Origin of the sequence: Pseudomonas pisciculturae (assembly GCF_015461805.1) — a bacterium.
Lineage (GTDB): Bacteria > Pseudomonadota > Gammaproteobacteria > Pseudomonadales > Pseudomonadaceae > Aquipseudomonas > Aquipseudomonas pisciculturae.
In genome coordinates, this window is sequence record NZ_JACVZE010000002.1 from 255,421 (window position 1) to 269,669 (window position 14,249).

The 14,249-nt window shown below is 60.9% G+C and carries 13 protein-coding genes; 8 read left to right on the plus strand and 5 right to left on the minus strand.

From position 1 onward, the window contains the following. Positions 1–30: 30 nt before the first annotated feature. From ftsX to ftsY, 3 genes are read right to left on the minus strand one after another with little or no spacing between them, the layout of a single operon-like run. Positions 31–1,056: a permease-like cell division protein FtsX gene (gene ftsX / locus ICY20_RS06845; RefSeq protein ID WP_159957960.1), complete on the minus strand. Its 1,026-nt coding sequence runs from the start codon at positions 1,054–1,056 to the stop codon at positions 31–33. Next, a complete protein-coding gene (gene ftsE / locus ICY20_RS06850; protein WP_135290290.1) occupies positions 1,053–1,724 on the minus strand; it encodes a cell division ATP-binding protein FtsE in 672 nt (223 codons plus the stop codon). The genes ftsX and ftsE overlap by 4 nt, the downstream gene beginning before the upstream one ends. Continuing rightward, positions 1,721–3,154: a signal recognition particle-docking protein FtsY gene (gene ftsY, locus ICY20_RS06855; RefSeq protein WP_194937319.1), complete on the minus strand. Its 1,434-nt coding sequence runs from the start codon at positions 3,152–3,154 to the stop codon at positions 1,721–1,723. The genes ftsE and ftsY overlap by 4 nt, the downstream gene beginning before the upstream one ends. Before the next feature lie 232 nt (positions 3,155–3,386). Between ftsY and ICY20_RS06860 the strand changes: the two genes are divergently transcribed. From ICY20_RS06860 to ICY20_RS06875, 4 genes are all read left to right on the plus strand, one after another. After that, complete coding sequence (locus tag ICY20_RS06860; RefSeq protein WP_159957956.1) at positions 3,387–4,742, plus strand: M16 family metallopeptidase; 1,356 nt, start codon at positions 3,387–3,389, stop codon at positions 4,740–4,742. After that, positions 4,735–6,225: a M16 family metallopeptidase gene (locus ICY20_RS06865; protein ID WP_159957954.1), complete on the plus strand. Its 1,491-nt coding sequence runs from the start codon at positions 4,735–4,737 to the stop codon at positions 6,223–6,225. Before ICY20_RS06860 ends, ICY20_RS06865 begins: the two co-directional genes overlap by 8 nt. Next, on the plus strand, positions 6,225–6,842 hold the full coding sequence (gene rsmD / locus ICY20_RS06870) for a 16S rRNA (guanine(966)-N(2))-methyltransferase RsmD (RefSeq protein ID WP_159957952.1): 618 nt from the start codon (positions 6,225–6,227) through the stop codon (positions 6,840–6,842). Before ICY20_RS06865 ends, rsmD begins: the two co-directional genes overlap by 1 nt. A gap of 182 nt (positions 6,843–7,024) precedes the next feature. Next, complete coding sequence (locus tag ICY20_RS06875; RefSeq protein WP_194937198.1) at positions 7,025–8,020, plus strand: hydrolase; 996 nt, start codon at positions 7,025–7,027, stop codon at positions 8,018–8,020. Between the two features lie 120 nt (positions 8,021–8,140). Here the strand turns inward: ICY20_RS06875 and ICY20_RS06880 are convergent, their stop codons facing one another. Together ICY20_RS06880 and ICY20_RS06885 are read right to left on the minus strand one after the other, a co-directional pair. Beyond that, positions 8,141–8,995 carry a sulfurtransferase gene (locus ICY20_RS06880; RefSeq protein WP_159957948.1) on the minus strand — a complete coding sequence of 285 codons (855 nt, stop codon included), beginning with the start codon at positions 8,993–8,995 and terminating at the stop codon, positions 8,141–8,143. Positions 8,996–9,029: 34 nt separating this feature from the next. After that, positions 9,030–9,701, minus strand: a complete 672-nt coding sequence (locus ICY20_RS06885) for a TetR/AcrR family transcriptional regulator (protein ID WP_194937199.1) — start codon at positions 9,699–9,701, stop codon at positions 9,030–9,032. 147 nt (positions 9,702–9,848) lie between these two features. On the opposite strand from ICY20_RS06885, the gene ICY20_RS06890 reads away from it, so the two are divergent. The 4 genes from ICY20_RS06890 to coaD all read left to right on the plus strand — a co-directional run bounded on the left by ICY20_RS06890 (position 9,849) and on the right by coaD (position 14,169). Then, positions 9,849–11,276 (plus strand): coniferyl aldehyde dehydrogenase, encoded by a 1,428-nt coding sequence (locus ICY20_RS06890; protein ID WP_194937200.1) that lies wholly within the window; start codon positions 9,849–9,851, stop codon positions 11,274–11,276. Positions 11,277–11,304: 28 nt separating this feature from the next. Beyond that, positions 11,305–11,850, plus strand: a complete 546-nt coding sequence (locus ICY20_RS06895; RefSeq protein WP_194937201.1) for a twin-arginine translocation pathway signal protein — start codon at positions 11,305–11,307, stop codon at positions 11,848–11,850. A gap of 140 nt (positions 11,851–11,990) precedes the next feature. Further along, complete coding sequence (locus ICY20_RS06900; RefSeq protein ID WP_194937202.1) at positions 11,991–13,586, plus strand: GMC family oxidoreductase; 1,596 nt, start codon at positions 11,991–11,993, stop codon at positions 13,584–13,586. Positions 13,587–13,689: 103 nt separating this feature from the next. Next, positions 13,690–14,169, plus strand: a complete 480-nt coding sequence (gene coaD / locus ICY20_RS06905) for a pantetheine-phosphate adenylyltransferase (protein WP_003176711.1) — start codon at positions 13,690–13,692, stop codon at positions 14,167–14,169. The last annotated feature ends 80 nt before the right edge of the window (positions 14,170–14,249 follow it).

The following is a 14,249-nucleotide window of genomic DNA, read 5'->3' on the forward strand; positions in this document are numbered from 1 at the left end:
ACAAACGAAACCACATTAATCTGACATTAACTACTTCGGTGCCAGCTCACGTAAATGACGTGCGACCGCAATCCAAGCACCGATATACCCCAACAATACCGCGCCAAGCAAGAGGCTCAGACCATCGGCTACCGGCACCCCGGCCAAGGCGAAATCGCTGCCGTAAAGCCCGGCAAGCCCGATTACCGCGTCGTTCAGCCAGTCAAGGCCAAACGCCAGTACGCCCCAGGACAAAACCCCGGCACCGAAGCCATAAAGCGCGCCCATGTACAGAAAAGGACGACGCACATAGCTGTCTGTGCCGCCGACCAGTTTAATCACTTCTATCTCGATGCGACGGTTTTCAATATGAAGACGAATGGTATTACCTATCACCAAAAGTAATGCAGACACCAACAGCACCGTCAGACCGAACACAAAGCGGTCGCCCAGCTTGAGGATCGCCGCCAAGCGCTCTACCCAGACTAGATCAAGCTGAGCCTGTTGCACCTTGGGCATCTCTGCGAGTTTTTGTCGCAGGGCTTCCAGGGCCGGCTTGTCCACTTCGTTTGGCGTCACCAACACCACGCCTGGCAGCGGGTTCTGCGGCAGCTCCTTGAGCGCCTCGCCCAGGCCGGATTGTTGCTGGAACTCCTCAAGGGCCTGATCGCGGCTGATGTACTCGGCATCGGCCACACCCGGAATATTCTTGATGTCGTCGCGCAGCGCTTCGCCTTCTTTGGCGCTGGCGTCAATGTTCAGGTACAGGGAAATCTGCGCCGCACGCTGCCAGGAACCGCCCAGGCGCTCCACATTATTAAGCAGCAGCGACAAACCCATCGGCAGGCTCAAGGCGACCGCCATTACCAGGCAGGTGAAAAAGCTGCCAATCGGCTGCTTGCCCAGGCGACGCAAGCTGTCGAGCAGGCTGGCGCGGTGGCTTTCGATCCAGGCGCGCAGCAGGGTGCTGAAGTCCGGGCCATCGTCATCATGGTCGTGTTTTTTCTTCTGCGGCTGCGGGTCGGCGGCTTTCGGCGCCACGCGTTCGGAGACTTTAGGGCTGCGTGTTGCACTCATACGCCCGCCTCCCCATCACCGATCAGGCGGCCGCGTTGCAGGGTCAGCATGCGGTGGCGCATGCGGGCGATCAGCGCCAGGTCGTGACTGGCGATCAGTACGCTGGTGCCCAAACGATTGATATCTTCGAACACCCCCATGATCTCGGCCGCCAGACGCGGGTCGAGGTTACCGGTAGGTTCGTCCGCCAGCAGCAAGGCCGGGCGGTGGACGATGGCGCGGGCAATGCCGACGCGCTGTTGCTGACCGGTGGACAGGTCGCCAGGATAAAGGTCGGTCTTGTCCGACAGCGCCACGCGCTCCAGGGCTGAATCCACGCGTTTAACGATCTCGGCCTTGGACAGCCCGAGAATCTGCAACGGCAGGGCGACGTTATTGAACACCGTGCGATCAAACAGCAACTGGTGGTTCTGGAACACCACACCGATCTGGCGGCGCAGGTAAGGGATCTGCGCATTGCTGATAGTGGCCAAATCCTGGCCCGCCAGCAGCAGCTTGCCGGTGGTCGGGCGCTCCATGGCCAGCAGCAGTCGCAACAAGGTGCTTTTACCGGCACCGGAGTGGCCGGTTACAAACAAGAATTCGCCGCGACGCACTCGAAAGCTCAGCTCATGCAAGCCCACATGCCCGTTGGCATAGCGTTTACCGACCTGCTCGAATCGAATCATGAACGCTCCCGCTCGGCAAACAGTGCCTGTACAAAGGGTTCGGCTTCAAAGGTGCGCAGGTCGTCGATGCCTTCACCAACACCGATATAACGAATCGGCAACCCGAACTGTTTAGCCAGGGCGAAGATCACGCCGCCCTTGGCCGTGCCGTCGAGCTTAGTCAATGCCAGGCCGGTGAGCTGTACCGTTTGGTTGAATTGCTTGGCCTGGCTGATGGCGTTTTGGCCGGTGCCGGCGTCGAGCACCAGCAGCACTTCGTGCGGGGCGTCTGCGTCGAGCTTGCCGATCACGCGGCGCACTTTCTTCAGTTCTTCCATCAGATTGTCTTTGGTGTGCAGGCGACCGGCGGTATCGGCGATCAGCACATCAATGTTACGGGCCTTGGCGGCTTGCACCGCATCGAAGATCACCGAGGCGGAATCGGCGCCGGTATGCTGGGCGATCACCGGGATCTTGTTGCGCTCGCCCCACACTTGCAGTTGCTCAACCGCCGCAGCGCGGAAGGTGTCGCCCGCAGCCAGCATGACTTTTTTGCCTTCGGACTGCAGCTTCTTGGCCAGCTTGCCGATGGTGGTGGTCTTGCCGGCGCCGTTGACACCCACCACCAGGATCACGAACGGCTTGTTCGGGGTGATCACCAGCGGCGCTTCAACGGGTTTGAGCATGGCAGCCAACTCGGCCTGCAGAGATTTGTAGAGCGCGTCGGCGTCGGTCAGCTGTTTGCGTGCGACCTTCTGGGTCAGGCTCTGGATGATCACGGCGGTGGCTTCGACGCCCACGTCTGCGGTGAGCAGGCGGGTTTCAATATCTTCCAGCAGTTCGTCATCAATGACCTTTTTGCCGAGGAACAGGCTGGCCATGCCTTCGCCGATGCTGGCGCTGGTCTTGCTCAGGCCTTGCTTGAGGCGGGCGAAGAAGCCGGTCTTGCTGGCTTCGGCAACAGCGACCGGCTCTTCAATGAGCGCAGGGGCGGCCACTTCGACTACAACCGGGGCAGGTGCAGGCTCGACCACTAACGGCGCGGGCGCTTCGAACACCACAGGCTGAGGCTCGACAATCACGGGGATCGGCGGGGCCACATGCTCAGCTTGCACGTCTTCAACCAGTGCAACGGGCTCTTCGGCCACCGGCAGCTCCGGCCACGGTTTGTGCTCGGGCTCAGGTTCTGGCTCGGGCGCTACCTCGGCAACCGGCTGCAACACCGGCTCAGCCATCGGCAACACCACCGGCGCCGGTGCTTGGGCAACCGGTTCGGCTTCTACTATAGGTTCAGGCGCTGCAGGTTCAGGAATAGGCTCAGAAATCGGCTCATCCTGAACCTGTGGCTGTTCCTCGACGGTTTCCTGCGGCTTTTTGCGCAGCCATCCGAACAGGCCTTTCTTCTCGCCAGCCGGGGCTGGGGTCTTCTTGTCGTCGTTGGAACCAAACATGGAGACGGCTATCTCAAGGTAGCGACGCGCCAAGGGGCGCGCCGGTAAATAAAATTCGATGCGTAACAGACTGTTTTTTAGCCAGCTCGTTCATGCGCAACATTTTGTAAGGCCTAAATAGGGCCTAAACAAGACTGCCGCAGTGGCCGTCCGTAAATCCGACCAGTATCCTAGCACCTCCTCGCCCGCCGACGCTAAGACCAAGCGGGCAGCCCAACAGGTTTAAAAACGAATGAATGCTCTAGCCCGCCACGCCGCAGGCCTGCTGTTCAGCACAGTTTGTCTGCCTCTTTCAGCTTTGGCTGCCGATCCACAACCCACCCACGAATTCACCCTGGATAACGGCCTGAAGGTGGTCGTGCGCGAAGACCATCGCGCGCCGGTGGTGGTTTCGCAGGTCTGGTACAAGGTTGGTTCGAGCTACGAAACCCCGGGCCAGACCGGTTTGTCCCACGCCTTGGAGCACATGATGTTCAAGGGCAGCGCCAAGGTCGGCCCAGGCGAAGCCTCGCTGATCCTGCGCGACCTGGGCGCCGAAGAAAACGCCTTTACCAGCGACGACTACACCGCTTATTACCAGGTACTGGCCCGAGACCGCCTGGGCGTGGCCTTCGAGCTGGAGGCCGACCGCATGGCCAGCCTGCGCCTGCCGGCCGACGAGTTCAGCCGTGAAATCGAGGTGATCAAGGAAGAGCGCCGCCTGCGCACCGACGACAACCCGATGTCCAAGGCCTACGAGCGCTTCAAGGCCATGGCCTTCCCGGCCAGCGGCTACCACACACCGACCATCGGCTGGATGGCCGACCTCGACCGCATGAAGGTCGAAGAACTGCGCCACTGGTACCAGTCCTGGTACGTGCCAAACAACGCCACCCTGGTGGTAGTGGGCGATGTGACGCCGGACGAAGTCAAAACCCTGGCACAGCGCTACTTTGGCCCGATCGCCAAGCGTGACGTACCGCCGGCCAAGATCCCGATGGAACTGGCCGAGCCCGGCGAACGCCTGATAACCCTGCGCGTGCAGACCCAACTGCCGAGCGTGTTCCTGGGTTTCAACGTGCCTGGCCTGGCCACTGCCGAAGACAAACGCTCGGTACAAGCCCTGCGCCTGATCTCGGCCTTGCTGGACGGCGGCTACAGCGCGCGTATCTCCGAGCAACTGGAGCGGGGTGAGGAGCTGGTTTCCGCGGCCTCCACCAACTACGACGCCTACACCCGTGGCGACACCCTGTTCATGCTGAGCGCCACCCCCAACCAGCAGAAAAAGAAAACCATCGCCCAAGCCGAAGCCGGCCTGTGGCGCCTGCTGGACGAATTGAAAGCCAAGCCACCGACCGCCGAAGAGTTGGAACGAATCCGCGCCCAGGTCATTGCCGGCCTGGTCTACCAGCGTGATTCCATCACCAGCCAGGCCACGGCCATTGGCTCGCTGGAAACCGTCGGCCTTTCCTGGAAGCTGATGGATACCGAGCTTGCCGACCTGCAAAGCGTGACCCCGGAAGACATCCAGAAAGCCGCGCGCACCTACTTCACCCGCGAACGTCTCAGCGTCGCCCATGTTTTGCCTCAGGAGACCGCTCATGAGTGATCGCAAAAGCAGCCGCCTGATCTTCCCCGGCCTGGTGGTCGTCACCTTGATCGCCGCCAGCGCCGTGTATTTCCTGCGCCCGACCGAGTCGGTCGCCAGCCCGGCGCTGGAAAAAGCCCAATCGTCCAGCAAACTTCAATCGTTGGCTGAGCTGGACGGCAAGGCACCGACCAACCGCAAGCTCGACGTACAAACCTGGACCACCGCCGAAGGCGCCAAAGTGCTGTTCGTCGAAGCCCATGAGCTGCCGATGTTCGACATGCGCATCCTGTTTGCCGCCGGCAGCAGCCAGGACGGCGCTGTACCGGGCCTGGCCTTGATGACCAACGCCATGCTCAATGAAGGCGTGCCCGGCAAGGACGTGAGCCAGATCGCCCGCGACTTCGAAGGGCTGGGCGCCGATTTTGGCAATGGCGCTTACCGCGACATGGCGCTGGTTTCCTTGCGCAGTTTGAGCGCGGGCGACAAACGCGAGGCGGCGCTGTCGCTGTTTGACGAGGTGATCGGCAAGCCGACCTTCCCGGCCGACTCCCTGGCACGCATCAAGAACCAGATCCTCGCCGGTTTCGAATACCAGAAACAAAACCCGTCCAAGCTGGCCAGCCTTGAGCTGTTCAAGCGCTTGTACGGCGATCACCCTTACGCTCACCCGAGCGAAGGTACGCCTGAGAGTGTTCCGAAGATTACCCTCGCGCAGATGCAGGCGTTTCATGCCAAGGCGTATGCCGCCGGTAATGCAGTGATTGCTGTCGTCGGCGATCTGACTCGCACCGAAGCCGAGGCCATGACGGCCAAGGTCTCCGCATCACTGCCTAAAGGCCCGGCGATGGCGAAGATTGCCCAACCGACCGAGCCCAAGGCTGGCCTGAGCCACATTGAGTTCCCGTCCAAGCAGACGCATCTACTGTTTGCCCAACTCGGCATCGACCGTGCCGACCCGGACTACGCAGCCTTGTCCCTGGGTAACCAGATCCTCGGCGGCGGTGGCTTCGGCACCCGCTTGATGAGCGAAGTGCGTGAAAAGCGCGGCCTGACCTATGGCGTGTACTCCGGTTTCTCACCGATGCAGGTACGCGGCCCGTTCATGATCAACCTGCAGACCCGCGCCGAAATGAGTGGCGGCACCCTGCGTTTGGTCGAGGAAGTAGTGGCCGACTACCTCAAGACCGGCCCGACGCAAAAAGAACTGGATGACGCCAAGCGCGAGCTGGCGGGCAGCTTCCCGCTGTCGACCGCGAGCAACGCCGATATCGTCGGGCAGTTGGGGGCAATGGGTTTCTACAACCTGCCGCTGACCTATCTGGAAGATTTCATGAAACAATCCCAGGCCCTGACCGTAGAGCAGGTCAAGGCTGCAATGAACAAACACTTGAGCGCCGACAAGATGGTCATCGTGACCGCCGGCCCGACGACTGCGCAAAAGCCACTACCGCCCCCCACTGATAAACCCGCCGAGCAGCCGCTCGGGGTTCCGGAGCATTAATGGCCAGTTCATCTCGCCCTAAAAAACCTGTCCACAACGTACATAACGGTGTGGGCCAGCTGCGCATCATTGGCGGTGAATGGGGCAGCCGCAAGCTGAGCTTCCCCGACGTCGTGGGCCTGCGCCCGACGCCGGACCGCGTGCGTGAAACCCTGTTCAACTGGCTCGCGCCGCATATCGGCGGGGCCAAGGTGCTGGACCCGTTCGCAGGCAGCGGCGCCTTGTTCCTGGAGGCGCTGTCCCGTGGCGCTGCCCAGGCTCAGGCGCTGGATGCGAGCAATGTGGCAGTTTCAAGCCTCAAGGAACATTTGGGCACCCTGCGCTGCACCAACGGCCAAGTGCAAACCGCCGATGCCCTGCGCTACCTGGAAACCCAGCCGGCCAGCGAGTTCGACGTGGTATTTCTCGACCCGCCGTTCAACCAGAACCTGCTGCCGACCGTGTGTGCGCTGCTGGAAGAGCGCCAATGGCTGGCACCGGATTCGTGGATCTACACTGAAAGCGAGACTGCGCCGTCTACCCTCGGCCTGCCTGGCGCGTGGCGCCTGCACCGGGAGCAGAAGTCCGGGCGGGTGTATTACGCGTTGTGGCACCGGTTGGTCGAAAGCGCCGCCTGACTTTTCAGGCTGGCCTCTATATGTGTGGCGAGGGAGCTTGCTCCCGCTGGGCTGCGAAGCAGCCCCAAAGCCTGCACCCGTGCTATGACTGAATATACGCGGCGCTCTTGAAAGGCCTGCTACGCAGCCCAGCGCGAGCAAGCTCGCTCGCCACAATGAGTTTGCTTGCCAACGAGAGCTTCATGACCCCGTCGTCCGACCTGTTCACCCCCGCCTTCGGCCTCGGCAACCCCCACCTGCAAACCTTGTGGGGGCCGCTGTGGCGCCCCACTACCCATATCGAACGTCAGCGCGAGCGCCTGTGGCTGGACGACGGTGATTTCCTCGACCTCGACTGGCACGGCCCCCATGACGCCCGCGTGCCCTTGGTGTTGGTGCTGCATGGGCTGACCGGTTCGTCCAATTCGCCCTACGTGGCAGGCCTGCAAAAGGCGCTCGCTGCTCAAGGCTGGGCCAGCGCAGCGCTGAACTGGCGCGGCTGTTCGGGGGAACCCAACCTGTTGGCCCGCAGTTACCATTCGGGCGCCAGCGAAGACCTGGCCGCCGCGATTGCCCATCTGCGTGCCAAGCGGCCGTTGGCACCGCTGTATGCGGTGGGTTATTCGCTGGGGGGCAATGTGCTGCTCAAGCACTTGGGCGAAACCGGCACGTCGTCAGGTCTGCAAGGCGCTGCGGCGGTGTCGGTGCCGTTTCGCCTGGATCAGTGCGCGGATCGCATCGGGCTGGGCTTTTCGCGGGTGTACCAAAAGCACTTCATGCGCGAAATGCTGGCGTATATCCGCGTCAAGCAGAGCCGTTTTCTGCTGGATGGCCGGGCTGACGGGCTCAAAGCCCTGGAAGCGCTGGGTTCGCTGGAGAAAATGCGCACGTTCTGGGATTTCGATGGGCGGGTGACGGCGCCGTTGCACGGTTTTCTGAGTGCCGAGGATTATTATCGCCGGGCGTCGAGCCGCTATTATTTGGGTGAGATTCGTACGCCGACGCTGATTATTCATGCCGCTGACGACCCGTTCGTATTCGCTCACAGCTTGCCTGAGGCTAGCGAGTTATCGGATTGCACGGAGTTTGAGCTGACGGCAAAAGGCGGGCATGTGGGATTTGTCGATGGATCGCTCAAGCGCCCAAGCTACTACCTCGAACGCCGCATCCCCCAATGGCTACTGACACAACAGGGTTAAAACTGTGGGAGCTGGCTTGCCTGCGATAGCGGTGGGCCAGCTACCCATGTATCAACTGACAGTCTGCTATCGCAGGCAAGCCAGCTCCCACATTTGGATTGGGTTCACACGCCCAGCACCTCAATCGCCAGTGGCAATCGCCCGCTGTGGATCGGTGATCCACTCACTCCACGACCCCGCATACAACTTACCCAACGGATACCCTGCCAGACTCAGGGCAAACAGGTTATGGCACGCCGTCACTCCCGAACCGCAATACGCCACCAGCTCATCCGGTGAACGGCCCTGCAACTGCGCAGCAAAGCGCTGTTTGAGTTGCTCAGCCGGCAAGAAGCGGCCATCACTGCCCAGGTTTTCATTGAACGCGGCGCACTGTGCGCCGGGAATATGCCCGGCAACCGGATCGATCGGCTCCACTTCACCGCGAAAACGCGCCTGGGCACGGGCATCGATCAGGGTCAGGCCCGGCTGGCCCAAGCGTTTCTGCAAGTGCTCGGCATCCAGCAGCATCTGGTTGTCTGGCGTGCCATTGAAAGTACCCACCTCGATGATTGGCGCATCCAGGCTCAACGGGAAACCCGCGCCATGCCAGGCCTTGAGGCCACCATCCAGGATAAATAGGCCATCGCGCTTGCCCAGCCAAGCCAGCAACCACCACGCCCGGGCGGCGAAAGCACCAGGGCCGTCGTCATATAAAACGACATCAGTGTCAGCATTGATGCCCCATGCGCGAAATTGTCGAACCAGGGCGTCTGCCGCCGGCAAAGGGTGACGACCCGTCACACCCTTGGTCACTGGCCCACTGAGATGGCGCTCCAGGTCAGCATATTGCGCGCCTTCGATATGCCCTTCGGTGTAGCTGCAACGCCCGTAGTCCGGGTCTTCGAGCGCAAAACGACAATCCAGGGTCACAAGCCCCGACGACTTCTGGCGCTCGGCCAGTTGCTGGGGGCTGATCAGTTGGGCAAGCGACATGACGAACTCCTGCAGACAGATTCGGGGAAAGGTCCTACTTCACTTCTTCCAGTGCCTGATTCAACGGCACGTAAAACTCTTTGAACAGCGCATCTACCGCTTCTTTGGCTTCAGGAGTCACAAACCCAGCCTCCAGCACTAGCACCTGATACACCCCGCGCTTGATCGCCTCGGCGCTCAAGTGGGTGGAATTTTCATTGGTGGTGCACAGAAAACGCACCCAAGACGTGAGAATGATCCACGCGTTAAGGGTCAAGGCTTCGGTCTGGATGGGGTCCATCTTGAGGATGCCAGCATCGACAAACCCTCGGTAAATGGCGTTGCCCTGGGTCAGGCAGCGCTGGGAAAACCGCCGGTAGCCGGTGGCCAGTTCCGAGTCGCTTTCCAGTAGATGCTCAAGGTCGCGGTGCAGGAAACGGTAGCGCCACATGCCGGCCAGCAAGGCCTGCAAGTAGAAACGTTTGTCTTGGACGGTGGCGGCGCGGCCCTCGGGTGGGCGCAGGAAACTGTCCACCAAGGCTTCGTATTCACGAAACAGCACGGCGATGATCGCCTGCTTGTTGGGGAAGTGGTAGTACAGGTTGCCCGGCGAAATTTCCATGTGGGCGGCGATATGGTTGGTGCTGATACTGCGCTCGCCCTGCTGGTTAAAAAGCTCCAGGCTGGTTTGCACAATGCGCTCGCTGGTCTTTACTCGTGGTGCCATAGGGGAATCAGCTTCTGTACACGTGATGGGGCATCTTACGGCCAATCATGGCCCGGATAAATCTGCATGTTGCTGCAATGTTATTTGACAATTTAGAGCAATGACTCTAAAAATCGAGGCAGACCTATAACAATCGGGAACTGCGCCATGTCTGCCAACGTTGCCTACCTGCAAGATTCCCAGGCACTGGATCAACTCCAAAGCCTGTTCGACGCCCAACAACGCGCGTACGCGGCCAACCCGATGCCGCCGGCCGCCCAACGCCAGCAATGGCTCAAGGCCCTGCGAGACCTGCTCAGCGACGAACGCCAAGCGTTGATCAGCGCCATCAGCCAGGATTTCAGCCATCGCAGCGCCGACGAAACCCTGTTTGCCGAATTGATGCCCAGCCTGCATGGCATTCACTACGCCAGCAAACACCTCAAGGGCTGGATGAAACCTTCCCGCCGCGCTGTAGGCTTAGCCTTTCAACCCGCGTCAGCCAAAGTTATTTACCAACCGCTGGGCGTGGTTGGGGTGATCGTGCCCTGGAATTACCCGCTGTACCTGGCCATCGGCCCGCTGGTCGGTGCCTTGGCTGCCGGTAACCGGGTGATGCTCAAGCTCAGCGAGTCCACCCCGGCCACGGGCGAACTGCTTAAAAAGCTGCTGGCAAAGATCTTCCCCGAAGACCTGGTGTGCGTGGTACTGGGCGAAGCCGAAGTGGGCATGGCGTTTTCCAAGCTGCGCTTCGATCACCTGCTGTTCACCGGCGCCACCAGCATCGGCAAGCATGTGATGCGGGCGGCGGCCGAGCACTTGACCCCGGTCACCCTGGAGTTGGGCGGCAAGTCACCGGCCATCGTCTCAGCCGATGTGCCGCTCAAGCACGCCGCCGAACGCATCGCCTTCGGGAAAGCGCTGAACGCCGGGCAAACCTGTGTGGCACCGGACTATGTGTTGGTGCCCGAAGACCGCGTAGACGCTTTCGTCGAGGCTTACACCCAGGCGGTTCGCGGGTTTTATCCGACCTTGGCGGACAACCCGGATTACACCGCCATCATCAACGAACGACAACTGGCCAGGCTCAATGCCTACATCAAGGACGCCACTGACAAAGGCGCCACCCTGATTCAGCTATACGACCAAGGCCAGGCCCGGCGTATGGCCCACAGCCTGTTGCTGAATGTCAGCGACGAAATGACCGTGATGCAGGACGAAATCTTCGGCCCGGTGCTGCCCATCGTGCCGTATCGCGGCATCGATCAGGCCTTTGCCTACGTCAACCAGCGCCCTCGCCCGCTGGCCCTGTACTACTTCGGCTACAACAAGGGCGAACAGAACCGCGTGCTGCACGAAACCCACTCCGGCGGCGTGTGCCTGAACGACACCCTGCTGCACGTGGCCCAGGACGACATGCCGTTTGGTGGCATCGGCCCCTCGGGCATGGGCCACTACCACGGGCATGAAGGTTTTCTTACCTTCAGCAAGGCCAAAGGGGTGCTGGTGAAGCAGCGCCTGAACGCGGCGAAGTTGATCTACCCGCCCTATGGAAAGTCCATCCAGAAGTTGATCCAGAAGCTGTTTATTCGTTGATATCGCCACTCTCGGGACAATAAAAACAATGAACCCCAGCCTGACTGATACACCTGCGCTGTCGCGGCGCGGCGTCTTGAAAATCGGCCTGTGCGCCAGCGCATTCCTGGCCACCGCCGGGCTCGGCGCCAGCCTGAGCGGCTGCTCCAGCAGTACACCGGCCAGCGGCTTTGTGATGTTGCGCAGCAGTGATTTGCCCTTTCTGCGGGCAGTGATCCCGGTGTTACTGGAAGGCGTGGCCAGCGCGCAAGAAGTAACCAACGGGGTTGAAGACACGCTTAAAAAGCTCGACTTCAGCCTGCAGCGCCTGTCGCCAGAGATGTTCAAGCTCACTCAGCAATTGTTCGACGTGCTCGGCATGGGCATTACTCGGGGACCGTTGACTGGCATCTGGGGCAGTTGGGAAAACGCCAGCGGCGAGCAGATCCGCAACTTCCTGCACCGCTGGGAGAACAGCTACCTGAACCTGCTGCGCATGGGCCAGGGCTCATTGCTCAAGCTGGTGATCATGGCGTGGTATTTCCAGCCGGCGGCTTGGGCCCACTGCGGCTATCCCGGGCCACCCAAAATCTAGCCTTGAAAACCCAATCAAATGTGGGAGGGGGCTTGCCCCCGATGGCGGTGTATCAGAAAAAAATTTATTGCCTGACCCTCTGCTATCGGGGGCAAGCCCCCTCCCACATTGCATACCTATAACAACAAGAGTGCACACCTATGCCCGTACCCGATCTGTTCCGCGAAGGCCTGGCCCGCGGCTGGAAAACCCACAATGGCGCCGCCCTCGACAGCGACCTGACCCTGGAAGCCGACGTCGCCATCATCGGCAGCGGCGCCGGTGGCGGTACGACGGCTGAAATCCTCAGCGCCGCCGGCTACAAGGTGTTGCTGATCGAAGAAGGCCCGCTCAAGACCAGCAGCGATTTCAAACTGCTCGAAGACGAGGCCTACACCAGCCTGTACCAGGAAGGCATCGGCCGCATGAGCAAGGACGGTGCGATCACGATTTTGCAGGGCCGAGCCGTGGGTGGCACCACGCTGATCAACTGGACTTCAAGCTTTCGCACGCCCGACGCCACCCTTTCCCACTGGGCCAGCGAATATTCGGTGAAAGGCCATAGCAGCGCCGACATGGCGCCCTGGTTCGAAAAGATGGAACAGCGCCTGGGCATCGCCCCTTGGGCCATGCCACCCAACCCCAACAATGATGTGATCCGCAAAGGCTGTGAGAAGCTCGGCTACAGCTGGCATGTGATCCCGCGCAATGTGCGCGGCTGCTTCAACCTGGGGTATTGCGGCATGGGCTGCCCGGTCAACGCCAAGCAGTCGATGCTGGTGACGACCATCCCCTCTACCTTGGAAAAGGGCGGAGAGTTGCTCTACCTGGCCCGTGCTGAGCGCCTCAAATACAGCGGCGACACCATCAGCAGCCTGGAATGCGTGGCCATGGATGAACTGTGCGTGGCACCGACCGGTCGCAAGATCACGGTGAAAGCCAAGCACTACGTGCTCTCCGGCGGCGGTATCAACAGCCCGGCGCTGCTGATGCGCTCGGACGCCCCCGACCCGCATTCGCGAGTGGGCAAGCGTACCTTCTTGCACTTGGTGAATTTCTCCGCAGGGTTGTTCGATGAGGTGATCAACCCGTTTTACGGCGCGCCACAATCGATCTACTCCGACCATTTCCAATGGCAGGACGGCACCACCGGCAAAATGTCGTACAAGTTGGAGGCCCCTCCCCTACATCCTGCGTTGGCCAGCACCCTGCTGGGCGGCTACGGCGAGCAGAACGCTTTGGACATGAGCCAACTGCCCAACACCCATGCCATGCTCGCGCTGCTGCGAGACGGCTTCCACCCCGACAGCCCCGGCGGCACGGTGGATTTGCGCGGCGACGGCACGCCGGTGCTCGACTACCAGGTATCGGACTACGCCTGGGACGGTCTGCGCCGCGCCTTTCACAGCATGGCCGAAATCCAGTTCGCGGCCGGCGCCAAGTCGGTCAAGCCGCTGCATCACGATGCGCGCTACGTGAAAAGCCTGGGCGAAGCTCGCACGATGATTGAGGGCCTCAACCTAGAACTGCATCGCACGTGCCTGGGCAGTGCTCATGTGATGGGCGGTTGTGCCATGGGTGATGACCCGAAAAACGCAGTCGCCGACAGCCTGGGTCGCCATCACCAGTTGCGCAACCTGTCGATCCACGATGGCTCCCTATTCCCCACCAGTATTGGGGCTAACCCCCAATTATCCGTGTATGGATTGACCGCTCAATTGGCGACAGCGTTGGCCGAACGTCTGAAAACAGCGTGAAAAAACACGCTCTATCGTGGCTTCTTCTACATAAGTTGACTTGGCCGACCGGATTGGCTGCGATACCATCCGGTTCCCCAACGGACTCCGCCAGGACGACGCGATGAACCGAGTGTTGTACCCAGGTACCTTCGACCCGATTACCAAAGGCCATGGCGATCTGGTCGAACGCGCCTCTCGCCTGTTCGACCATGTGATCATCGCGGTCGCGGCCAGCCCCAAGAAAAACCCGCTGTTTCCCCTGGAGCAGCGCGTGGAGCTGGCGCGTGAGGTCACCAAGCACCTGCCCAACGTAGAAGTGGTGGGTTTTTCGACGTTGCTTGCGCACTTCGCCAAAGAGCAGAACGCCAATGTGTTCCTGCGTGGCCTGCGTGCGGTGTCGGACTTCGAATACGAATTCCAGCTGGCCAACATGAACCGCCAACTGGCGCCGGACGTGGAGAGCCTGTTCCTCACGCCGTCAGAGCGTTATTCGTTCATTTCCTCGACGTTGGTACGTGAAATCGCCGCTTTGGGCGGGGATATCACCAAGTTCGTGCACCCGGCCGTGGCCGATGCGCTGACGCTGCGCTTCAAGAAGTAAGCGGTATAGTGGCGAGGGAGCTTGCTCCCTCGCCACAAAGACTGCGATCGTCGCCTGGGTTTGCCACAAGCTCGCACTGC